The organism is Dorea sp. MB18-49 (assembly GCF_023669465.1).
Classification (GTDB): domain Bacteria; phylum Bacillota; class Clostridia; order Lachnospirales; family Lachnospiraceae; genus Dorea_A; species Dorea_A longicatena.
On record NZ_JAMOYX010000008.1, the window covers coordinates 16,399 to 40,089 of the forward strand.

Consider the following 23,691-nt stretch of genomic DNA (forward strand, 5'->3'; position numbering starts at 1 on the left):
GAAGACATGGATAAAGAAAAAGTGATCAAAAAAATAAAACAGGGTGCACCGGCTACCTCGGCGATTGTAGTTGCAGCCTGTATCGGGGTGTCATTAAGCGGCTATCAGGCACCGGTTTATGAAGCTCAGGCGCAGACGAAAGAGACAAAGACAACGGATGCCGATGAAGCGAAGAAGACAGAAAGCAAGGCAAAAGGTTCTTTTGATCTGGCAGACGGAATCTATAAAGGAACAGGAACCGGTTATGCCGGCGAGGTGACTGTTGCGGTAACGATCAAAGATAAACAGATTACGGCAATCGATATCTTAAGTTCTTCGGACGATGCAGCATTCTTTAACCGTGCAAAAGCAGTGATAGACAGGATCATTGCAGGGCAGACTCTGGATGTGGATGTGGTGTCTGGCGCAACATTTAGCTCTAATGGTATTATCAGTGCAGTGAAGAATGCATTGACAGGAGAAAAAGACAGTGGAGAGACGGGAGAATCCCAGTCCGGAAATGCAGCGGCACAGGGAAGTACACTGTCACTGGCTGACGTACAGGATGCGGCAGCATATAAAGATGGAACCTATTATGGAACAGGAACCGGATTCGGAGGAACTTTGAAAGTTAAGGTTGTGATCAGCGGAGGAAAGATTGCGTCTGTTGAGGTTGTGGAGAATCATGATGACAGCAGTTATCTGAATCGTGCAAAAGCATTGATCGGCAATATTATTTCATCGCAGAGTACAAATGTAGATGTAATCTCCGGTGCGACTTACAGTTCGAACGGAATCAAGAGTGCGGTAAGAGACGCACTCCGTCAGGCTGCAGTAAGCGGAAATTCACAGTCTGTAAATACGAAGACGGAAGATACTTCTAAGACAGAAGACAATACGACTGTTAAAGGCAATTTCCCATATAAAGAAGGTATTTATTACGGAACGGCAGAAGGATACAACGGAGAGATAGAAGTAGCGGTGGTTCTTCAGGATAAATCAATCAAGGCAGTGCTCGTAACAAAGAATCATGATGATGAAAAATTCTTTAACCGTGCAATGGATGTAGTAAAAAATATTATGAAAAAACAGAGTACGGATGTGGACGTAGTATCCGGAGCAACTTACAGTTCAAATGGTCTTATAAATGCAGTGAAGAATGCATTAAAAGAAGCAGAAAAGGTAACAAACGGACAGACAACGGAACCAGATAAAGAAAAAGCTGATACTTCAGAACTTGAAAAAGTGATGAAAGAAGCAGAAGAACTGAAACAAGAGGATTATACGGAAGCAACCTATGCGGTTCTTAAGACCAGAATGGAAGATGCACAGAAGCTGCTTGATACAGATAAGACAGAGATCAGTCAGGAAGATGTAGACCAGGCTCTTGAGAATCTGAACCAGGCACTGGCACTGCTGGAGAAAAAAGACGATGGCGAAGATGATACTACAGTATATAAAAATGGTATCTATGAAGGACGTGCGCTGTGCAGACCAGATGAAGATGAAGATTTCACGGCCTATAATCTGACATTGAAAGTGACGGTGCGGGATGACAAGATCGTTGCTGTTACCGATGTAAAAGGGGACGGAGATTCATCAAATGACAGATATATCCTCCGCGCGGCAAACGGAACATCAAGTAAAAAAGGTGTGACAAGCCAGCTGATCGAGAAAGGTAATACAGAAGGAATTGATGCAGTATCGGGTGCAACCTGCACTTCAAAAGCAATCCTGGATGCGTGTGAGAACGCATTGCTTTCTGCAAAAAGACAGTAAAAAGAGACTGAGTTAAAGGAGAGAGAAGAATGAGAGAATTCTGGATGCGCCTGATGAGCCTTGTAGTGATCGTCGGGTTGATATTGGGATATAATTCCGTGCTGGAAGCCAGAGCAAAAGATGAGGAAATTGCAAAACTGAATGCCAAAATCGAAAATACGGAAAGTTTAGAAGATGAGGATTCAAAAAACGGTTCTTATAAAGACGGAACATATACCGGAGAAGCGGATGGATTTGGTGGAACTGTTAAAGTGGAAGTAATAGTAAAAAAGCAGAAGATTAAGGAAATAAATATTGTCTCTGCTGACGGAGAAGATGGTTTTTATCTGACTATGGCGAAAGATATTATACCGAAGATTCTGGATGCGCAAAGTGCAGAAGTAGATACGATCAGTGGTGCGACTTTCAGTTCTACAGGAATTAAGAATGCGACAAAACAGGCATTAGAAAAGGCGGTAAAATAAATGAATGCAAAACAATTGAAAAAGATACATATATGGATAAGGGCAATCATCCAATTGCTGTATTTTATCTTTATTCCGTCGGTATACACGGCAGCATTTGCAGGTGTGAAATATATATTTACACAGATTGGCGCAGGCGAAAAAGTGGCGCTGACATCATTTGTTACTGTACTTATTGTGGTGTGTATATATACTGCTGTTTTCGGAAGATTCTTTTGTGGATTCGCCTGTGCATTTGGAAGTCTTGGCGATGGAGTGAATGCATTATACAGACTGATCTGCAAAAAGATGAAAAAGAAACCGGTGCAGATTCCGGACCGGATTGCAGACAGACTTGTATATCTGAAATATGTGATTCTGGCAATCATCGTATTTATGTGTTATGGCGGTGTATACAATAAAGCGCAGGGAACAAGTCCGTGGGATGTATTTTCCATGATACATGCAGGAAATTTTAAACTGAATGGATATCTCATAGGGCTGGTCATTCTGGTGCTTCTGATTGTCGGAATGTGTCTGGAGGAAAGATTTTTCTGCAGAAATTTCTGCCCGATGGGAGCTGTATTCTCACTGGTTCCGGTGTTACCGACATTTGCACTTCACAGAGACCGGGAATCCTGCATTCCAAAGTGCAGTGCATGTTCCAGAAAATGTCCGGCGAATATCGGACTTCCGACGGACGGTTCCTGGAAAGTAGAAGGTGGCTGTTTCCAGTGCCAGAAATGTATAGATACATGTCCGAAGAAGAATATTCACTGCGGAGTGAAAAAGATCAGAGGCAATGAAATATGGTTTACAATCTTAAGAGCTTTGATATTACTTGGATTATGTATCTGGCTTGGCGTATAAAATAACATAACATGCAGACGTGTGTGGAAAACGCACATGTCTGATTAGTAAAATTTTTTTGATTATAAGTTAGAAAATACTAACTTAATAATAAATATTTTCATTAAGGAGGCTTTTATGAAAAAGAAAGAAATGAAGACAAAAGTAATGGCAGTTGCGATGTCGGCGACCATGGCAGCCAGCATTTGTCCGGCGGTACCGGCGATGGCGGTAACGAAAGATCAGGTGGCAAAAGATGGAACATATACGAAGACTGCACATGTCACAAGAACAGAGGATGATGATGAAGATGAATGGAATGAATATGATGTCCGAGTAGCCTTGACTGTAAAAGATGGAAAGTTTTCTGATATTGTAGTAACTCCGGAAAATGGCTATGAGTCTGGTAACGATTCATATTTTAACAAAGCATATTCTAAATCAAAGGGAATAAAATCAAAATTAGCTGGTCAGTCAGCAACAGAAGATACAATTAATAGTTGGGATACCGTATCTACTGCAACAAGATCATCTGATGCCATAAAAAAAGCGGCATTAGAAGCAATCCAGTCAGCACCAGAAGCAAGTACAGCAGCAACTGTAGATACAGCAGCTCTGGAAGCTTCAATTACGAAAGCAAAAGCATTAAAAGAAAGTGATTACACAGCTGAGACATGGAATACGTTAAAGACAGCACTTGCGTCTGCAGAGACAGCACTCGCTGAAAAGAAATCTCAGGATACAGTCGATGCAGCGAAAAAAAATCTTGATAGTGCAATTGATAACTTGAAAGCAGCAGTAAAAGAAGAATATAAATATGTCTATGCAGGACTTAGCTGGGCGGAATACTGGGCAGCAGAAGGAGTACAGGCAGCAGGAGACAGTTCATCATCAGGTGAAGCTGATAAAAAAGGAGAGCTGGATAAAGGAGCTTTTGATGTCGTAACACGTGCAACCGTGAATCATGGACTTCACAGAGGAAGTTATCAGTGCGCAGCAACCATAGAGGCTGAAAACGGGAAATCTTATGAGGTCTCATATTGGACAGCGTCAGATAAAGCTGTTCTGACAAATGGAAAGACGATTACATTTAATCGTGGAGCAATCACGGAAGAAGATGGAACAACAACGAAGATGGTAAAATATGATGTTACAGGTCTGAAATATGTACCGGTAAAAGTAGCATCAGAAGATTATGAAGCGTTCTGCAAGGCATATAAAGTTGTAGAAAATGGCGGAGAACTTGCAGGAGGATTTGCAGAAAATAAACTGCAGTCATACAGTGGTCTGAAAGCAGAAGTTACAGCAGATACAAACGGACTTAAGACAGCAACCAGGAATGCAGATGGAACATTCAGTTTTTCTGCAAAAGAAGCCGGAACAGGTTCCGGTATTGAAGGACAGGAATTAAAAACAGCACCATCCGCAGAAGAAGCAGGACTTACAGTAAAAGAAGCAAATGGTTCTTATGGAGAATTCTTAAGGGTAGATCTGACAGGTAATTACGGAGATCTCGGAGCCAATATGCAGAGTGTAAAATGGACATACTATGGAGACGACAGTACATACACAAATGCAAAAGCAACATATGGAACAAAATTTGCAGCAGATAACTGGATGCATAAATCAATGGGGGTTCAGCTTGGCCTTACCAAATCACTTCGTTGTACATTGCCGGAAGGAACAGATGGAACAGGATACTGGACAATTACAATTTCAGCACTGGGGTATAAAGATGTAACATATAATTTCCAGGCAACAGATGAAAACATCGTAAAAGACGCAAAAGAAGAGATCAGTACAACAAATCTGGAAGCAGCAATTAAGAAAGCCGAAAGTCTGACGGAATCAGATTATACGGCCGACAGCTGGGCGGCAATGCAGACAGAGCTTCAGGAAGCAAAAGATGAATTAAAAACACCGCATTCACAGGCAACAGTAGATGAGGCAGCCAGTCATCTGAATGCAGCAATCGAGGCACTTGCAAAAGCAGAGAAAAAAGAGACTTATGTTCTCATGAACATCCCATACGCAGCATTCTACAGATCAGAGACAACAAACAATGATGTGGATGTTGACGTATTTACTTCAGCAACGAAGAACAAGACACGTACTACAGGACTTGCAGGTGGTTCTTATCATGAAAATGCAGATGGATCACAGATTGATGGTATTACATTTGCTGTGAAAGTAGATACTTCAGTAGATCTTACAAAATACAAAGAAGTAAAAGATACGGATAAAGTTGATATTACAGTAACGAACCGTGGACAGACATCTACCACAACATTAGAAGGAAAAGATACACTTTTTGAAAACGAGACATATGCATACTATCCATTGACAGAGGCTCCTGCAAATTACAAAGAAGTTTCTATGGACAAGGATGGAAAACTTGTATTCAGCGAGGTTAAAGGAAAGAAAGCAGAAGTTCTGACAGGTGTTACGGCAGAATTGTTAACACAGTCTTCTTATGGAGATTACCAGCTCAATCTGGACGGACTTCCGGAAGATAAGATTGCATCTTCTAATGTAAATGCAGTCGTTGTAAAGACAACAGATGGAACTGCCTATGGTATGCGTCATCTGGAGAACATCTGGAGAGGAAATGAGCTCGCTTGGAGTACCGGATATACAGAGTCAGTACATGGTTGCCCGACATCTTCAGCGCATTATGCATCTATGATGGGCAAGACGATTGACAGTATTGAATATTATACAACAAATGGTCTATATACAATTGATGTTAATGATCTTTATGTCCCTGTAAAATTTGCAAAAACAGAGGATGCTGTTAAGGTTGCAGATGCAGATATTTCTGCTGGTAAGACGGCGATAGAGCTGAATCTTAGGGATGATTTTGATCCGGAATACACCGTTGAAGGATTGAATGTGAAAGTAGAAGGCAATGTATTAACATTTAAAGCAGATTCTTCAATTAATCCGGGGAAATATACACTTACAGTAAAAGATAAAAATGGAAAATATGCAGATTTGAAAACAACATTCATTCTGTCAACAACAGATATGCCGGCAACATATGATGCAGATAACAAAAAGCTTACAGTGGCAGAAAACAGTAATGAGGAAGCATTCAATACTTATATCGGAAATATTACATCTGTAAATGTGAACGGCACCGATTATGCAGCAAGTGGAAGAGGTTCTGTAAAGATTATTGATAAAGACGGAACGCTGGTGACAGATGCAGCACCATTTAAAGATGCGGCGGTCGGAACAGAATTCCAGATCACGGTTACATCAACTGGTTATACAACACCTCTTACATTTACATACAAAGTTCCGGGAGAAACTCCGGCGCCATCTGAAGTAGATACAACGAAACTTGCAGCAGCAATTGAAAAGGCAGAAGGATTAAACGAATCAGATTATACAAAAGACAGTTGGAAAGCACTTCAGTCAGAGCTGACAAAAGCGAAATCTGCACTGGAAGCAAAAGAGAGCCAGGATACAGTTGATAAAGCAGCAGATAGCCTGAACAAAGCAATCGACGCACTGGAAGCAGCGACACCGGATGAGCCGACGAAAGAAGTATCAACAGATGCACTTGAAAAAGCAATTAAAGCAGCAGGTGCTTTAAAAGAATCAGATTATACAGCAGACAGCTGGAAAGCACTTCAGTCAGCACTGGCTGAGGCTGACACAGCACTGAAAGAAAAGAAAAATCAGGATACAGTTGATAAAGCAACTGAGAAGCTGAATAAAGCAATCAGTGCACTTGTGAAAAAGGATGCAGGACAGAAAGTTAACGGTACAAATGGAACAACCGGTACATCAGGCAAATCCGGTAAGACAGGATCCACATTGAATACGAAGAGTGGAAAAGCTGCGAAGACCGGAGATCCATCAAGCATGTTTGCGTGGTTAGGACTTGCAGTAACATCTCTCGGAGCCGGAATCGGAGGATTCTCACTTAAGAGAAAGAAAAGAGAAGATGAAGAATAGTATGAGTTGTATAAAACAACAAATTACAGATTAGAGTAACTTAAGAAAAAGTACCCATGGTAACATAAGTAATATGACACTGTGGGTACTTTTTTTATTCTATATACCGGAAACTTCACAAAGGCTACATAGTTCTCTGCTATAATAATTAAGATCAAAGAAAAATATATCATGAAAATATAAATTTAAGAGGAGGGCCGGGTCTTATGGATAAGATCAAAATATTAGTAGTAGATGATGAAAGCAGAATGAGAAAACTGGTGAAAGATTTCCTTGGAAGAGAAGGATATCAGGTATTGGAAGCCGGCGACGGGATGGAAGCAATGGAAGTATTTTATGATGAAAAAGATATTGCACTGATCATTCTGGATGTGATGATGCCAAGAATGGATGGATGGCAGGTATGCCGTGAAGTACGCCAGTCATCAAAAGTGCCGATCATCATGCTAACTGCAAGGTCAGAGGAACGAGATGAATTACAGGGATTTGCTCTGGGGGTTGACGAATATATTTCCAAGCCATTCAGTCCGAAGATCCTGGTAGCCAGAGTCAATGCAATATTAAGAAGAGCCAATGTATTAGGCGGTGGTGACGAGATCGATGCAGGAGGAATTGTAATCGATAAAGCCGCACATCAGGTGAAGATTGATGGTAAAGAGATTGAATTAAGCTTCAAGGAATTCGAACTGCTGTCATACTTTGTAGAGAATCAGGGCATTGCATTATCGAGAGAGAAGATCTTGAATAATGTATGGGATTATGATTATTTCGGAGATGCAAGAACCATTGATACACACGTAAAGAAATTAAGAAGCAAACTCGGAGAAAAGGGAAATTACATTAAGACAATCTGGGGCATGGGATATAAATTTGAGGTTGATGAAGCATGAAGATCATAAGTAAAGATAAGAAACAGAAGATAAAAAGTGTACATCATTCGATTAAGACGCAGATGATCACATCCTTTGTAGGATTGTTGATCTGTCTGGTCGTGACATTGATGTTCATCAACGGAAAATTTCTGGAGCCGTATTATATAAGTAAGAAGGAATCCCGTTTCATAGAACTTTATGAGAAATTAAATGACGTATCAAATGAAGATAAATGGGACAGCACAAAGAAGAATAATTCACTCATTCATTTCGCTGAAAAGAATAATATTTCTTATCTGGTAATTGAAAAGGATAATGATGTGCATACGAATGTGCATGACAAGAATATGTTGAAGAATCAGATGATGGGATATTTTCTGAATCAGGCACAAAAAGAAAGCCGGACACTGGATTCTACGGATGTCTATCAGATCAACCAGTCATGGGATCCGTGGAATCAGAGTTATTATGTTGATATGTGGGGAAGTCTGGATGACGGCAGTCAGTTCCTGCTTCGAAGTCCGGTAGAAAGTATGCGTGAAAGTGCGTCGATATCCAATCGTTTCTTATTATATATAGGAAGTGTTCTGATCGTTGTATCCATTCTTCTGATCTGGTATTTCTCAAAAAGAATCACAGATCCGATCCGGGAGCTTGCGAGATTATCCGACCGGATGGCAGATCTTGATTTTGATGCGAAATACACCAGCGGCGGAAGCAATGAGATCGGAGAACTGGGAGAGAACTTTAACCGGATGTCAGAGAAATTGGAGAGCACGATCTCTGAACTTAAGAAAGCTAACAACAGTCTGCAGAAAGACATCGAACAGAAAGACAAGCTGGAAAAGATGAGAAACGAATTCCTAGGAAACGTATCTCATGAGTTAAAGACACCGATCGCTCTGATCCAGGGCTATGCCGAAGGATTAAAAGAAGGAGTCAATGAAGATGCGGAGAGTCGGGAATTCTACTGTGATGTTATTATGGATGAGGCGTCCAAGATGAATCAGATGGTCAAGAATCTGCTGACATTGAACCAGCTGGAATTCGGTGATGAAGATATCGTGTTTGAACGATTTAATCTGACTGCACTGGTCAAAGGCGTTCTGCAGAGTATGGAGATCATGGCGGATCAGGCAGGTGCCAAGATTATGTTGCACACAGAAGAGGACATCTATGCGTGGGCAGATGAGTTTAAAGTAGAGCAGGTTGTAAGAAATTATGTAAGTAATGCATGTCATCATGTCAGCGGCGATATGGTGATCGAAGTGAAGATGGTGCAAAAAGACGGCAAAGTGAGAGTATCGGTATTTAATACCGGTAATCCGATCCCGGAAGCAGATGCACCTCATATCTGGGATAAATTCTATAAAGTAGATAAGGCCCATACAAGAGAATATGGAGGCAACGGAATCGGCCTTTCAATCGTAAAAGCAATTATGAAATCATTCAACCAGGAGTATGGTGTAAAGAATTATGACAATGGAGTTGAATTCTGGTTTGAACTTGATGTACAATAAACCATAACAGTTCACTTGACAAATAATATAAAGTGAATGTACGGGACAATATCCCTGATATACCACATATGAAAGGCAGGATAACAAGATGATTGCAATTATTGATTACGATGCAGGAAATATAAAGAGTGTGGAGAAAGCCATGCAGCTTCTGGGACAGGAAGTAATAATCACAAGAGACAGAGAGACGATCATGAATGCAGATAAAGTGATCCTTCCGGGAGTCGGAGCATTTGGAGATGCGATGAGTAAACTCAGACAATATGGGCTTGATGAGGTGATCAGGGATGTGACGGCAAAGGGAACTCCTTTCTTGGGAATCTGTCTTGGTTTACAGTTATTATTTGAACGAAGTGATGAGACGCCGGGCGTGGAAGGACTTGGAATTCTGAAAGGTGAGATACTAAGAATCCCGGATAAGGAAGGCCTTAAGATTCCACATATGGGATGGAACTCTTTGAAGTTCCAGAATAACGGAAGATTATTCAAAGGGATTCCGGAAGATTCCTATGTATATTTTGTTCATTCTTATTATTTGAAAGCAGCAGATGAGGGAATTGTAACTGCTACGACAGAATACAGTACACATATCCATGCTTCGGTAGAACAGGGGAATGTATTCGCATGCCAGTTCCATCCGGAAAAAAGCAGTGATATCGGAATTCAGATATTAAAGAACTTTGTGGAATTATAGGGAGGACATCATTATGCATACAAAAAGAATCATTCCATGTCTGGATGTAAATAACGGAAGAGTTGTAAAGGGAGTAAATTTTGTATCGTTAAGAGATGCCGGAGATCCGGTTGAGATTGCAAAAGCGTATGATAAAGCAGGTGCAGATGAGCTTGTATTTCTTGATATTACAGCATCATCGGATGCCAGAGGTACAGTGGTAGATATGGTACGCAAGGTGGCAGAAAACGTATTCATCCCATTTACAGTTGGCGGAGGAATCCGTACAATAGATGATTTTAAGGCACTCTTAAGAGAAGGTGCGGATAAGATTTCAATTAATTCATCTGCAATTAATACACCGAATCTGATATCAGAAGCAGCAGAAAAGTTCGGCAGCCAGTGTGTAGTTGTTGCAATTGATGCAAAGAAGCGGGAAGATGGAAGTGGCTGGAATATTTATAAGAATGGCGGACGGATCGATGTAGGAATTGATGCGGTGGAATGGGCTTCGAAAGTGGAGAAGCTTGGAGCAGGTGAGATCCTTTTGACAAGTATGGATTGTGACGGAACAAAAGCCGGATATGATCTGGAACTTACGAAAGCAATTGCCGAGGAAGTGAATATTCCAGTGATCGCATCCGGAGGTGCCGGCAGTCTGGAACATTTTTACGATGCACTGACGGAAGGAAAAGCAGATGCGGCTCTGGCAGCATCATTATTCCACTATAAGGAACTGGAGATCAGAGAAGTAAAAGAATATTTAAGAGGAAAAGGTGTATCCGTTCGTCTGTAAGAATGAACAAAGATAAGAGGAAAAAGGATAGTGTAAAACATGGCAGCAATTAATAATGACTGGCTGGATGCTCTAAAAGGAGAGTTTAAAAAGCCATATTATAAAAAATTATTTGAAACAGTCAACGAAGAATACAGGACAAGACAGATATTTCCGCCTGCAGATGATATTTTTAATGCATTTCATCTGACACCTTTACATAATGTAAAAGCGGTTATACTGGGACAGGATCCATATCATAATGTAGGACAGGCACACGGACTTTGCTTTTCTGTGAAGAAAGGAGTAGATATTCCGCCGTCACTGGTGAATATCTATAAAGAATTGCATGATGATCTGGGATGTACGATCCCCAATCACGGCTGCCTGACCAAGTGGGCTGAGCAGGGAGTCCTGATGTTAAATACGGTATTAACAGTAAGGGCGCATCAGGCCAATTCGCATAAAGATATTGGATGGGAAGAATTTACAGATGCAGCTATCATGGCATTAAACAGTCAGGATCGTCCGATCGTTTTCATCTTATGGGGAGCACCGGCTCAGAGAAAGGCAAGGATGCTTACGAATCCCAAACACCTGATCCTGAAAGCCCCGCATCCGAGTCCGTTATCCGCATATCGTGGATTTTTCGGAAGTAAGCCATTTAGTCAGACCAATGATTATCTGAGAGCTCACGGAGTAGAGCCAATTGACTGGCAGATTGAGTAGATGAGGAGAATATAAGGAAAGTATGAAGAAAATTAAGGCATTACTTGTGGTCGTTTGCACAGGTGTATTATTGACAGCCTGCGGCAATTCATCCCAAAAAGGGGTAGAATACTTAGAAGACGGAAAATATGATCAGGCAATCGAACAGTTTGAACAGGCAGTAGATAAGAAGAAAAATGTCGGGGATGCCTATCGTGGCATTGGAATTGCCAAATGGGAAAAGAAGGATTACAAAGGTGCAAGAAAAGCTTTTAAGAAAGCACTGGAAAATGATGCCGAAAAGACGGGAACCATCTATAATATGATTGGAAACTGTGATTTGAAACTCGGAGAAGCGAAAGAGGCATTAAATTATTATAATCTTGGCCTGGCACAGGAAGATTCCGGTAAAAAGATGAAAAAAGAGATGCAGTACAATATTATTGTTGCATATGAACAGATGGAAGACTGGGAAAGTGCAAAGGTAAAACTGGAAGAGTATCTGGAAAATTATCCGAATGACAAATCGGCAAAAAAAGAGGCCGAGTTTCTGAAAACAAGATAAATGGAATGAATCTATAGAAAATGGGAACAGTATGATAGAAATAAAAAATGAAACAGAAAAAGTAATACTGGTCGGTGTATCACTTTCAGATCAGGATGATACAAAAGAATCTCTGGAAGAATTAAAAGATCTGGTGTCCACGGCAGGAGCTGAGACCGTCGGAATGGTCATTCAGAACAGAGAACAGCAACATCCGGGAACCTATGTCGGAAAAGGAAAGATTGAAGAACTGAAAAGTATGATCTGGGAGCTTAGGGCGACAGGAATCGTATGTGATGATGAACTTTCTCCGGCACAGATGAAGAATCTGCAGGACGAACTGGATGTAAAAGTAATGGACAGAACATTGATCATTCTGGATATCTTTGCGGCAAGAGCATCTACAAGTGAAGGCAAGATTCAGGTAGAACTGGCGCAGTTAAAGTACCAGCAGACCAGATTGGCGGGCTTTGGTAAGGCTATGTCGAGGCTTGGAGGAGGAATCGGAACCAGAGGCCCGGGAGAAAAGAAACTTGAGATGGACAGGCGTCTGATCAAGAGCAGGATCGCACAGCTTAACCGTGAATTAAAAGATGTAAAGAAGCACAGAGAAGTAACAAGAGAGCAGAGAAGCCGCAGTCATATTCCGGTGGCCGCGATTGTTGGTTATACGAATGCGGGAAAATCAACACTTCTGAATACGCTGACCGGTGCAGGGATTCTTGCAGAGGATAAATTATTCGCAACCCTGGATCCAACAACCAGAGATCTGAAGCTGCCAAGTGGTCAGGAAATCCTGATGACAGATACGGTAGGATTTATCAGAAAACTTCCGCATCATCTGATCGAGGCATTTAGAAGTACACTGGAAGAAGCCAGATATGCAGATATTATCCTGCATGTAGTAGATGCTTCTAATCCGCAGATGGATGAGCAGATGCATACAGTGTATGAAACACTTCAGAATCTGGGTGTGAAAGACAAACCGGTTATCACAGTATTTAATAAGATCGACCGTATGGAGGATATCTGGGTGCCGAGAGATCTTCATGCAGACTATTATGTGAAGATCTCAGCCAGGACAGGGGAAGGAATTACCGAATTCCTTCAAGCTGTAGAAGCAGTATTAAGGGAGCAGAAAGTAGAGATTGAGGCACTTTATCCATATAAAGAGGCAGGAAAGATTCAACTGATCCGAAAGTACGGGGAACTGCAGGAAGAAGAATACCGGGAAGATGGTATCTTTGTAAGGGCTTTTGTTCCGGCAGAACTTTACGGACAGGTACGGCCCGAAGGCGTAACACCGAACAATTGTTTATAAGCTCTGGAGAAGGTAGAGTAATCTTTAAAACCACAATCATAACAAACCTGTGTGCCAGGCGCACCGGTAGATAAAAGTTCTTTCGCAAGCAGGAGCCGTTTCTGGGAGATGTATTGTCCCAGAGTATAACCGGTCTCCTGCTTGAATAATCTCATCATATAATATTTACTGATATAGAATTGATCTGCGATCAGATCGATTGACAGATTTTCACAGAGGTGTTCGCCTACATAATCAAGGATGGCGAGCACCTTTTCATTACAATTATCAGTATCGATATATTCGAGCCGGTTCTTTCTTACGGCCCGGTTCAGATGTATCATAAATTCCAGAAACATAACCTGTCTGTAAAGCTCGGAAGCATAGCCGCCATCCGTAAACGAATGCTCCAACTGAGAGATAGAACGAAACAGAGAGCTTTTTTCGAAAGATGGGATACGCAGAACATTGGAATGTTCTTTTGCAGCCTTTTGAAAACAATAACTCAGATCATAATTATCTGTCTGATAAGCATTCATAAAATTAGGTGAGATATAGACAATGATTCTTTCATATGGGCAGGAATTGTCAACGGTCAGTCTGTGGATATCGCCTTGTTTTACAAGTACAATGTCATAAGGTTTCAGATCGTAAGAACGGCCCTCGATCATGTAATTTACTTTGCCACGGATGAAGATGGTGATCTTATCAAAGTCATGATAGTGGTAGTCTACTTCTTTTGTCTCCTGATCTGTCAGATGAAAGAGACGGAATTCGCTGTTCAGGTATCCTTTTTTCTCATATTGTTCCATTATCTGTACCTCCCCGGATATATATTGGACTGTCTATAGAAAGTTTATATGAAAATAGCATTATTTGCAAGAAATACAGCATTATTTACGTAGAATATGGAAATAATGCCTGTTATGATAAAGATATATAGAACAGAAAATATAAAAGCGATCAATATAAAAAAGCTGGGAACAAAGATCAGGAGGAAAAAAAGATGAAGGTAGTAGTAGAACGTTATCATGGACTTGGCAATGATTATCTGGTATTTGATCCGAATCATAACGAATTAAAACTGGATGAGGCAAATGTAAAAATGCTCTGTGACCGTAATGAGGGACTGGGAGCAGACGGAGTACTTGAAGGCCCGATTCTGAAAGAAGACGGTATGCACGTAAAAGTATGGAATCCGGACGGAAGTGAATCTGAGACCAGTGGAAATGGTGTCCGCATTTTTGCAAAATATCTGAAAGATGCAAGTTATGTACAGAAAAAGAATTTTAAATTATATACAGGAAACGGTCCGGTCGAAGTTACATTTTTAAATGAGGACGGAAGCCGCCTGCGTGTATCGATGGGAAAATTATCTTTCTGGAGTGATGAGATTCCTGTTATTGGAGAAAGACGAGAAGTGATCAATGAGGATATGGTATTTGGAAGAACGTTGTATCCGGTTACCTGCGTATCGATCGGTAATCCTCATTGTGTCATTCCGATGCGGGAGATCTCAAAACCACTGGTATGTAAGATCGGTGATTATTCTGAGATCGCAAGATATTTCCCAAACAGGATCAATACACAGATTATGCAGGTGATCGATAAGGAAAATATCGCAATCGAGATCTTTGAACGAGGTGCAGGTTATACAAGAGCATCCGGAACAGGTGCCTGTGCAGCGGCAGGAGTTGCATACAAACTGGGGCTGACTAACAGTAAAGTGATCGTTCATATGCCTGGAGGAGAACTTCAGGTAGAAGTAGAAGATGACTGGAATGTATATATGACAGGTGATGTCTTCTATATTGCAAAGGTAACATTAAGCAATGAATTTGCAGAAAGACTTCGCGCATTGTAGACTAATATGTATACAACAAACATATATTCGTGTTATACTAGGGCATAAGGAGGAAACCTTATGCCTTTAAAATTTGTATTTGGGCCGTCGGGCTCAGGAAAATCAACGTATTTATATCAGCATGTCATAGAAGAATCTGAAAAAAATCCACAGGAGAATTTCATAGTGCTTGTACCGGAGCAGTTTACAATGCAGACACAGAAAGATCTGGTTCGTATGCATCCGAGACACGGAATCATGAATATTGATGTATTGAGCTTTGCACGTCTTGCATACCGTGTGTTTGAAGAGACCGGAGTAAAGAAAATACCGGTACTGGATGATGAGGGAAAGAATCTGATCCTGCGAAAGATCGCAGGGAATTATGAGGATAAACTGACTGTCCTAAAGGGGAATATTAAGAAACTGGGGTATATCTCTGAGGTCAAATCCGTGATTTCGGAATTTACACAATATGATATCGGGGAAGAAGAACTGGATGATATGATAGATTCGCTGGATGAAGAATCCAGGTTATATTATAAATTAAAAGACATCCGGCTTTTATATGATGGTTTTCAGGATTATTTAAGAGAACGTTATATCACAAAGGAAGAGTTGTTAGATGTGCTGAGCCGAGAAGTTAGAGAATCAGAGCTTTTAAAGAACAGCACAGTGGTACTGGATGGATTTACAGGCTTTACACCGGTGCAGAACAGGCTGATTCTGGAGCTTATGAAATATTGTAAGGGTGTATGGATAACGGTTATCATGGATGAAAGGGAGAATCCATATTCTTACAGACATCCATATCAGCTGTTTGGACTGAGCAAGCAGATGGTGACAACATTAATCAGTCTGGCGAGGGAAGAACACATTGCGGTAGAGGAACCGGTCTGCCTGTATGGATATCCGGTAAAGCGTTTTGAGAAAAATAAAGAGCTGGCATTTCTGGAGCGGAATATTTTCAGATATGGAGCAGGAACATATGAAAAAGAAGTGAAAAATCTTGGAATTCATGTGGCGCGAAATCCGGGAGAAGAAGCAATGGCTGTAGCAGAAGAGATCAGGAAACTGGTAAGAAAAGAAAGATACCGTTATCGTGAGATTGGTGTCATAGTCAGTGATATGAATGTATATGGAGACTATCTGGAACAGGCATTTGAAACATATGGAATTCCTGTATTTATGGATCATAAGAGAAGTATTCTGCTGAATTCATTTGTAGAATACCTGAGAAGTCTTCTGAATATGGCAGAGAAGAATTTCTCTTATGAAAGTGTATTCCGTTTCCTGCGGACGAATCTTGCAGGATTTAGTTATGAAGAGGTCGATGAACTGGAAAATTATGTGATCGGACTCGGAATCCGGGGCTATAAGGGCTGGCAGAACCGATGGATCCGTCGTATGAAAGGGATGGAAGAAGAGGAACTGGAGAGGCTGAATCATTATCGAGTACAAATGGTAGAAAAAGTGGATAATCTGATGTTTGTTTTAAAACAAAAGAGGAAAACCGTAAAAGATATTACCTTGGCAGTATATGAATTTATGGTTCAGGAGAATATTCAGGAAAGACTTAAGAAAACAGAAGAAGAATTTCAAGAGGCAGGGGAACTGGCTCTGGCAAAGGAATATTCTCAGATTTACCGGATCATCATAGAGTTGTTTGATAAATTTGTGGCACTTCTTGGAGAGGAACCGGTGGGCTTAAGTGAGTATTGTAAACTTCTGGATGCAGGTCTTGAAGAAGCAAGGGTCGGCGTTATTCCGCCAAGTGTAGATCAGGTGGTAGCCGGAGATATGCAAAGGACCAGACTGAAAGATATAAGAGCACTCTTTTTTGTGGGAGCCAATGACTGTTTCCTGCCGGGGGCGCTTTTAAGAACGGGACTTCTGTCTGAACGCGACAGAGAAAAATTCCGTCAGGCTGATCATGCGTTGTCTGCGGGAGGTAAAGAAAAAGCTTATGTCCAGAAGTTCTATCTGTATATGAATCTGACGAAACCATCGGAAAAGCTTAAGGTATATTACAGCAAGGTGTCCGCGGACGGGAAGGCATTAAGACCTTCCTATCTGATTCAGGAATTATTGCGTCTGTATCCGGATGTGAAGGTACGGGACGAGGATGAGAAGGAACTGGTGCAAAAAGAACTGACGGAAAAAACAGGGGTAAAATATCTGATCCGTGGTCTTCAGGAGAAAAATCTGGATGTCACATGGCAGGAGCTTTATACCTGGTATCAGAAAGATCCAAAGTGGAAAGAAAAAGTAGACGAACTTTTAACGGCATGGTACTACAGACGCCCGGAGGATCCATTGTCGGAAAGCGTTGCAAAGCAGCTTTACGGTGAAAATTTCGAAGGAAGTATTACCCGAATGGAACGGTATGCAAGTTGTGCATGTGCACATTTCCTTGCATATGGATTACGTCTGAAAGAACGGCCGGTATATGAGTTTAAAGCAGTGGATCTTGGAAATGTATGTCACAGTGCCCTGGAATTATTTTCAAAAAAAGCATCTGAAGCAGGTGGCTGGACGATCCTGACAGAAGAACAGAGAAAAGAAATGATCGATGAATGTGTGGAGGCAGCGATCACAGACTATGGTAACTCAGTGTTATACAGTTCGGCGAGAAATGAACAACTGATCGTCAGGATGAAACAGATGCTGGAACGCACAGTATGGGCACTTACGAATCAGCTTAAGGCAGGAGATTTTGTGCCGGAGGCGTATGAGCTTCGTTTCTTTGGAGGAAAGATCGACAGAGTAGATGTGTGTGAAACCGAAGAACAGGTATATGTTAAGGTGATGGATTATAAGACTGGAAGCAAGGCGTTTGATATCGTAGCATTGTATCACGGCCTGCAGCTTCAGCTTATGATCTATATGGATGCGGCAATAGAATTTCAGAAGAAACGCCACCCGGAGAAAGAAGTTGTTCCTGCGGGCGTATTTTATTATCGGATCCAGGATCCGATTGTAGATAAGACGAAAGATAAAGAAGAAGCAGAACAGGCAGTCTTAAAGCAGCTGAAACCAGACGGGATCATACCGTTAAAGGCAGAGATCCTTAAGCATCTGGACCGGGATACAACGGGAGAATCTATGGCAGTCCCGGTGAAATATAATAAGAACGGCAGTGTGTCCGGATACTCTAAAGTAGTTGCGGGAGAGGATTTCCAGGCAATGATGGTACATGCCCGGAAAAAGATGAAAGATGCAAGAACAAAGATATTAAATGGAGATGTAGGAGCACTTCCATATAAGAGAGGACAGGAAAGCGGCTGTGATTATTGTCCATACCGGCAGGTGTGCGGCTTCGACGTGAAAATCCCGGGATATGAATATCGTGATATAGGAACAACGGGAAAAGAAGAAGCAATGGAAGCAATGCGGATGGAGCAGAAAGGAGGAGAATAGCCATGGGTGTGAAGTGGACGGAAGAACAGGAGAAAGTAATCCGATTACGGAATCGCAATATTCTGGTATCAGCGGCAGCAGGTTCCGGGAAAACGGCAGTTCTGGTAGAACGAATCATCACAATGTTGACAAAAGATGACCCTCCGATGGATGTGGACCGACTTCTGATTGTTACTTTTACGGAGGCAGCAGCATCGGAAATGAAAGAAAGAATCCGGCTGGCAATCGAAAAGAAACTGATGGAATATCCGGATAATGAACATCTGAAGCAGCAGGCTACTCTGATCCATAATGCGCAGATCACAACGATACACAGTTTCTGCCTTTCCGTGATCCGTGATCATTTTCATGCGATTGATATTGATCCGGGATTCAGAATTGGTGAAGAAGGCGAATTAAAGCTCCTAAGACATGATGTACTGGAAGATATGCTGGAGGAAAAATATCAGGAAGGCAGTAAGCGTTTTCTTGACTTTACCGCAGCGTACAGTACCGGCCGGAATGATAAAAAGATTGAGGATCTGATACTTAAAATTTATGAGTTTTCCAGAAGTTATCCGGACAGTGAAGCATGGCTGGATTCCTGTGTAAAAGCCTATGAAATCCCGGATGTAAAGGCACTGGAAGGAAGCAGCATCATGAAGAAAGTGATGACAGATATCAGAAAGAATCTGGAAGATGCAAAAGAACTGCTTATCTATGCGGAAAATGTGGCATTAAGTCCGGAAGGGCCTGCCGTATATGAAGCAACACTAGAAAAAGATCTGCGGGTCATTGAAGAATTGTGTAACAGGGCGTCTTATAAAAGCCTTGCGGAAGCATTTTCGAATGTAAAATGGGCGAGGATCGCAGCAAACAAGGATAAAACAGTATCAGAAGAAAAGATTGACCTGGTCAAAAAGATCAGGGAAATGGTCAAAGGGATTGTGAAAAATATGAGCGCCCAGTATTTCTATGAAAGTCCGGAAGAACTGGTGGAAGATCTTCGGGTATGTGCTCCGGCAATGGAAGAACTGGCGGATCTGGTGCGGCTTTTTGCAGAGAGATTCGAAGAGCAGAAGCGTGCCCAGAATATGATCGACTTTTCTGATATGGAACAGTACGCACTGAGGATTCTGACGCAGAAGACGGAAAATGGTTTTGTTCCGTCCAAAATAGCGGAAGAATATCAGAAGCAGTTTGAAGAAATCATGATTGATGAGTATCAGGACAGTAACCTGATCCAGGAAGCAATTCTTACCAGTGTATCTGGCTGCAGAAGCGGAAGATACAATATATTTATGGTGGGGGATGTAAAACAGAGTATTTACAGATTCCGTCTGTCCAGACCGGAATTATTTCTGGAAAAATTCCGCACATATAATATAGAAGAAAGTAAGACGCAGAGAATTGATCTGCACAAGAATTTTCGAAGCCGGAAAGAAGTACTTGAAAGTGCCAATGCTATATTCAGACAGATCATGACTGAAAAACTGGGCGGAATCGTCTATGATGATCAGGCAGCTCTTTATCCGGGAGCTGAATATCCAGAAAATGACAATGTTAAGACAGAGATTCTTGTGATGGACAGTGACCTGGAAATATTGTCAAAAGAGGAAGACTTTGAGGAGAAAATTCCTTCCGAGAGGGAACTGGAGGCAAGAATGATCGCAATGCGTATCCGGGAACTTCTGCGTTCACAGAAAGTTACAGATAAAGAGACAGGGGAACTTCGGAATGTGCGTTACTCGGATATTGTAATCCTGACGAGAAGTATCAAAGGATTTGCCGATGTATTTACCGAAGTGTTGAACCGGGAAGGAATACCGACTTATGCAGGAACAAGCGAGGGATATTTTCAGACTCAGGAAATTGGGGTGCTCATGGATTATTTGAGGGTCTTGGATAACAGAAGGCAGGATATTCCACTTACTGCTGTCTTAAGTTCAGCATTTGCCGGACTATCTCAGGAAGAACTGGCAGAAATACGGTGTGCATATCCGGATACGGCATTCTTTGAGAGTGTGACGAAGTACAGAGAACAAGGAGAGAATGCGGATATACAACTGAAACTTCAAAAATGTCTGGATCAGATGGATGACTTTAGAAAGATTGTACCGTATACACCGATGCATGAATTGCTCTGGAAGATATTGGAAACAACCGGATATGGAGATTATGTTGCATCCATGCCGGGAGGTGCACAGAGGAAAGCAAATCTGGATATGTTGATTGAAAAAGCCAGAGCGTATGAGTCAACGAGCTACAAAGGATTGTTTCATTTTGTAAGATATATTGAACAGCTTCAGAAATACGATGTAGATTACGGAGAAGCAAGTATAGAAGATGAGCATGCAGACACGGTACGGGTAATGACGATTCATAAAAGCAAAGGTCTGGAATTCCCTGTTGTGATCGTGGCCGGAATGGGAAAACGATTTAATATGCAGGATGCAAGGAGTGCTGTGGCTCTTCATGCCGGAATGGGTGTTGGACTGGATGCAGTTAATCTGGAATACAGGACTAAGATACCAAGCATTATCAAAAAGGTGATCCAGAAAGAAGAAGCTCTGGAAAGTCTTGGAGAAGAACTTCGTGTATTGTACGTTGCACTTACGCGTGCAAAAGAAAAACTGATCATTACAGGAACACTTTCAAATCCCGAGGATAAGATATCTGACGGGCGGGTATTTCAGGGAAATAAGAGAAAAGAATTATCATTCTTGCAGCTGAGCCATGCGGTGACGTACTGGGACTTCATATTACCGGCAGTTCTGCGTACAGAAGGAGAACCATTAAAACTTCAGATCTTACATGTAGAAGATGTGGTAAAAGAAAGTATAGAAGAGGAAGAAAAAAGCGGGATTTCCAGAGCTGTTCTTGAAAACTGGGATGTGAATGAGATTTACGAGCCAAAGCTTCATGATATGATGAAAGAACAGTTTGAATTCATCTATCCGTACGAAAAAAGCAGTATGAGAAAGCTGAAATTTACAGTTACCGAGCTGAAAAAGCGGGCATATGAGATTGGTCTGGATGGCGGCGAAGAAGAACGAGAAGAAGAAGGAGAACTTCTGCAGGAAGAACCGGAAGTTGTGCCGATGATTCCGCAATTTTTGCAGGAAGATGAGGTTCTGGCCGGAGCTGCAAGAGGTACGGCTTATCACAGAGTTATGGAACTTCTGGATATGAAAGGGATGCCTGAATTTACAGAAGATACGGTCGGGGAAAAAGAAAACTGGAAGAAATATTTTATGGACTGGCTGGATGATCAGGTAAGAAGAGGACGGATAGAAGAAGATGCCGCAAGATGTATCTGCTGGGAAGATATCCTGCAGTTTGCAAAGTCAGGTATAGGAAGGCGGCTGCGGGAAGCGGACGGTAAACAAAGACTTTGGAGAGAGCAGCCATTTGTACTGGGAATAGATGCCAGAGAGCTGTATCCGGAGGAAGAAGACGGGGAACTGATACTGGTACAGGGAATTATCGATGCCTATTTTGAAGAACCGGACGGACTTGTCGTGCTGGATTATAAGACCGACAAGGTAAGACGGAAGGAAGAACTGGCAGAAAGGTATCAGGAGCAGCTGCGCTATTATGCAAAAGCGTTGGAACAAATGACCGGAAAGAAAGTAAAAGAAAAGATTATATATTCCTTTACACTAAAAGAGGGAATTTATATTAAATAAATAGAAAAAGGCACATCTGTGTATCGTAAAAAATTATTTCAGTTATTTGAAAGATTTTGCGATGACCGGGTGTGCTTTTTTTATCATCATACGTTCGAGAAAAGCTATCGGTGACAGATTCTGCAGATTTAACCTTACATTTTTGTAATGTAAACAATATGTGTTGACATACTATATTATACGACATATAATATACGTAACGAAATAATATTAGATAATAATGCGAAAGGGAGTGAGAGCATGGTTTTTAATACAGGCGCAGCTCTTCTGGATGCAATTGTGCTGGCGGTAGTATCGCGGGAAGATGAAGGAACTTATGGATATAAGATTACGCAGGATGTAAGAAAAGCGATCGATGTATCAGAATCTACATTATATCCGGTGCTTCGGAGGCTGCAGAAAGGGGATTATCTGGAAGTCTATGACCGGCAGTTTGACGGAAGAAACAGACGTTATTATAAAGTGACGGAAAGTGGAAGAACGCAGCTTGCCATGTATCAGAAAGAATGGAAAGAATATTCCGGAAAGATCAGCGAATTGTTTGAGGGAGGTAGACTAGAATGAACAGAGTAGAATTTATGGAGACGCTGTCCAGACTTCTTCAGGATATCCCGGAAGAGGACAGAATCGATGCATTGAAATATTATAATGATTACTTCGATGATGCAGGGTCTGAGAATGAGCAGAATGTAATAGAAGAACTGGAAAGTCCGGAAAAAGTAGCGATGAAGATCAAAGCGGACCGGGAAGACACAGAAGACGGCAAAGAAGGTGGAACGGAAAAAACAACCGAAGAAGCAATCGGCAAAGTAACCGGAGAAAATGCAGCATACTCTGGAGCCAGGGAACAGCATGACCGGGAAAACACATACCAGTATTATCAGGAAGATACATACGGAGAAGAAAAGGATAATAAGATATATCAGGATAACGGAACCTATGATTATGAAAGCCAGGAGAAAAAGCCGTGGACAAACAAATGGCTAAAATTGGCCATGATCATAGCAATTGTAGTGATCGGATTTCCGATTGTGATACCGCTTGGAGCAGGGATTCTGGCATTAATTGCAGGAATTGTAATAGCAGTGTTCTGTTTGTTTGCAGCGATTGTAATCGGTTTTGCGGCAGTGGTGATGGTCGGTGTTGTGCTTTTTGCTGCAGGAATAGGAAGCCTGTTCGCCAATCCGGGTGTGGGACTTGCGGTTCTTGGAGCAGGACTGATGGTGATCGCGATCGGTGTAATCGGTACCGTAGTTGGAGTAAGACTCTGTATTATCGTATTTCCGGGAATCGTCAGAGGAATTGTATATATTTTAAGAAAACCATTTCACAGAAAGGCGGTGGCATAAGAG

General features: G+C 41.6%; 17 protein-coding genes. 16 read left to right on the forward strand and 1 reads right to left on the reverse strand.

Annotation, left to right across the window (positions count from 1 at the left end; genetic code table 11):
- The first annotated feature begins 6 nt into the window (after positions 1-6).
- The 11 genes from NCY30_RS04260 (at position 7) to hflX (ending at position 13,429) form a co-directional block, all read left to right on the forward strand.
- Positions 7-1,758 (forward strand): FMN-binding protein, encoded by a 1,752-nt coding sequence (locus tag NCY30_RS04260; RefSeq protein ID WP_055182454.1) that lies wholly within the window; start codon positions 7-9, stop codon positions 1,756-1,758.
- A gap of 29 nt (positions 1,759-1,787) precedes the next feature.
- Entirely contained in the window at positions 1,788-2,222 is a 435-nt protein-coding gene (locus NCY30_RS04265) for an FMN-binding protein (protein ID WP_250818505.1), read from the forward strand.
- Positions 2,223-3,071, forward strand: coding sequence for a 4Fe-4S binding protein (locus NCY30_RS04270; protein ID WP_250818506.1), 849 nt, complete (start codon positions 2,223-2,225; stop codon positions 3,069-3,071).
- Positions 3,072-3,188: 117 nt separating this feature from the next.
- Positions 3,189-7,016, forward strand: a complete 3,828-nt coding sequence (locus tag NCY30_RS04275) for a penicillin-binding Tp47 domain C-containing protein (RefSeq protein ID WP_055182461.1) — start codon at positions 3,189-3,191, stop codon at positions 7,014-7,016.
- Positions 7,017-7,222: 206 nt separating this feature from the next.
- Complete coding sequence (locus NCY30_RS04280; RefSeq protein ID WP_006428095.1) at positions 7,223-7,906, forward strand: response regulator transcription factor; 684 nt, start codon at positions 7,223-7,225, stop codon at positions 7,904-7,906.
- Positions 7,903-9,408 (forward strand): sensor histidine kinase, encoded by a 1,506-nt coding sequence (locus tag NCY30_RS04285; protein WP_006428096.1) that lies wholly within the window; start codon positions 7,903-7,905, stop codon positions 9,406-9,408. The genes NCY30_RS04280 and NCY30_RS04285 overlap by 4 nt, the downstream gene beginning before the upstream one ends.
- A gap of 88 nt (positions 9,409-9,496) precedes the next feature.
- Positions 9,497-10,102 (forward strand): imidazole glycerol phosphate synthase subunit HisH, encoded by a 606-nt coding sequence (hisH, locus tag NCY30_RS04290; RefSeq protein ID WP_006428097.1) that lies wholly within the window; start codon positions 9,497-9,499, stop codon positions 10,100-10,102.
- Positions 10,103-10,115: 13 nt separating this feature from the next.
- Positions 10,116-10,877: an imidazole glycerol phosphate synthase subunit HisF gene (gene hisF, locus NCY30_RS04295; RefSeq protein WP_055182592.1), complete on the forward strand. Its 762-nt coding sequence runs from the start codon at positions 10,116-10,118 to the stop codon at positions 10,875-10,877.
- Positions 10,878-10,916: 39 nt separating this feature from the next.
- Positions 10,917-11,585 (forward strand): uracil-DNA glycosylase, encoded by a 669-nt coding sequence (locus tag NCY30_RS04300; protein WP_006428099.1) that lies wholly within the window; start codon positions 10,917-10,919, stop codon positions 11,583-11,585.
- A gap of 22 nt (positions 11,586-11,607) precedes the next feature.
- Positions 11,608-12,129, forward strand: coding sequence for a tetratricopeptide repeat protein (locus tag NCY30_RS04305; protein WP_055193323.1), 522 nt, complete (start codon positions 11,608-11,610; stop codon positions 12,127-12,129).
- A gap of 31 nt (positions 12,130-12,160) precedes the next feature.
- Entirely contained in the window at positions 12,161-13,429 is a 1,269-nt protein-coding gene (gene hflX / locus NCY30_RS04310) for a GTPase HflX (protein WP_022415669.1), read from the forward strand.
- Here the strand turns inward: hflX and NCY30_RS04315 are convergent.
- Positions 13,381-14,220, reverse strand: a complete 840-nt coding sequence (locus tag NCY30_RS04315) for an AraC family transcriptional regulator (protein WP_006428102.1) — start codon at positions 14,218-14,220, stop codon at positions 13,381-13,383. The two genes, hflX and NCY30_RS04315, sit on opposite strands and share 49 nt — an antisense overlap.
- A gap of 194 nt (positions 14,221-14,414) precedes the next feature.
- Here NCY30_RS04315 and dapF point away from each other — a divergent pair, with 194 nt between their 5' ends.
- From dapF to NCY30_RS04340, 5 genes are all read left to right on the forward strand, one after another.
- On the forward strand, positions 14,415-15,272 hold the full coding sequence (gene dapF, locus NCY30_RS04320) for a diaminopimelate epimerase (protein ID WP_006428103.1): 858 nt from the start codon (positions 14,415-14,417) through the stop codon (positions 15,270-15,272).
- A 60-nt stretch (positions 15,273-15,332) separates the two neighbouring features.
- Complete coding sequence (locus NCY30_RS04325) at positions 15,333-18,671, forward strand: PD-(D/E)XK nuclease family protein (RefSeq protein ID WP_250818507.1); 3,339 nt, start codon at positions 15,333-15,335, stop codon at positions 18,669-18,671.
- Between the two features lie 2 nt (positions 18,672-18,673).
- The gene (addA, locus tag NCY30_RS04330; protein WP_250818508.1) at positions 18,674-22,339 is read left to right on the forward strand and encodes a helicase-exonuclease AddAB subunit AddA; all 3,666 of its coding nucleotides are present in this window, start codon (positions 18,674-18,676) and stop codon (positions 22,337-22,339) included.
- Positions 22,340-22,579: 240 nt separating this feature from the next.
- A complete protein-coding gene (locus NCY30_RS04335; RefSeq protein WP_006428106.1) occupies positions 22,580-22,903 on the forward strand; it encodes a PadR family transcriptional regulator in 324 nt (107 codons plus the stop codon).
- A complete protein-coding gene (locus NCY30_RS04340; protein ID WP_006428107.1) occupies positions 22,900-23,688 on the forward strand; it encodes a DUF1700 domain-containing protein in 789 nt (262 codons plus the stop codon). Before NCY30_RS04335 ends, NCY30_RS04340 begins: the two co-directional genes overlap by 4 nt.
- Positions 23,689-23,691: the final 3 nt, after the last annotated feature.

Excerpts from the sequence above, each read along its gene's own strand:
- dapF (WP_006428103.1), top strand. The coding sequence starts at position 14,415 with ATGAAGGTAGTAGTAGAACGTTATCATGGACTTGGCAATGATTATCTG.
- addA (WP_250818508.1), top strand. The coding sequence starts at position 18,674 with ATGGGTGTGAAGTGGACGGAAGAACAGGAGAAAGTAATCCGATTACGG.
- NCY30_RS04270 (WP_250818506.1), top strand. The coding sequence starts at position 2,223 with ATGAATGCAAAACAATTGAAAAAGATACATATATGGATAAGGGCAATC.
- NCY30_RS04285 (WP_006428096.1), top strand. The coding sequence starts at position 7,903 with ATGAAGATCATAAGTAAAGATAAGAAACAGAAGATAAAAAGTGTACAT.
- NCY30_RS04265 (WP_250818505.1), top strand. The coding sequence starts at position 1,788 with ATGAGAGAATTCTGGATGCGCCTGATGAGCCTTGTAGTGATCGTCGGG.
- hflX (WP_022415669.1), top strand. The coding sequence starts at position 12,161 with ATGATAGAAATAAAAAATGAAACAGAAAAAGTAATACTGGTCGGTGTA.
- hisF (WP_055182592.1), top strand. The coding sequence starts at position 10,116 with ATGCATACAAAAAGAATCATTCCATGTCTGGATGTAAATAACGGAAGA.
- NCY30_RS04300 (WP_006428099.1), top strand. The coding sequence starts at position 10,917 with ATGGCAGCAATTAATAATGACTGGCTGGATGCTCTAAAAGGAGAGTTT.
- NCY30_RS04305 (WP_055193323.1), top strand. The coding sequence starts at position 11,608 with ATGAAGAAAATTAAGGCATTACTTGTGGTCGTTTGCACAGGTGTATTA.
- NCY30_RS04275 (WP_055182461.1), top strand. The coding sequence starts at position 3,189 with ATGAAAAAGAAAGAAATGAAGACAAAAGTAATGGCAGTTGCGATGTCG.
- NCY30_RS04315 (WP_006428102.1), bottom strand. The coding sequence starts at position 14,220 with ATGGAACAATATGAGAAAAAAGGATACCTGAACAGCGAATTCCGTCTC.
- NCY30_RS04280 (WP_006428095.1), top strand. The coding sequence starts at position 7,223 with ATGGATAAGATCAAAATATTAGTAGTAGATGATGAAAGCAGAATGAGA.
- NCY30_RS04325 (WP_250818507.1), top strand. The coding sequence starts at position 15,333 with ATGCCTTTAAAATTTGTATTTGGGCCGTCGGGCTCAGGAAAATCAACG.
- NCY30_RS04335 (WP_006428106.1), top strand. The coding sequence starts at position 22,580 with ATGGTTTTTAATACAGGCGCAGCTCTTCTGGATGCAATTGTGCTGGCG.
- hisH (WP_006428097.1), top strand. The coding sequence starts at position 9,497 with ATGATTGCAATTATTGATTACGATGCAGGAAATATAAAGAGTGTGGAG.
- NCY30_RS04340 (WP_006428107.1), top strand. The coding sequence starts at position 22,900 with ATGAACAGAGTAGAATTTATGGAGACGCTGTCCAGACTTCTTCAGGAT.
- NCY30_RS04260 (WP_055182454.1), top strand. The coding sequence starts at position 7 with ATGGATAAAGAAAAAGTGATCAAAAAAATAAAACAGGGTGCACCGGCT.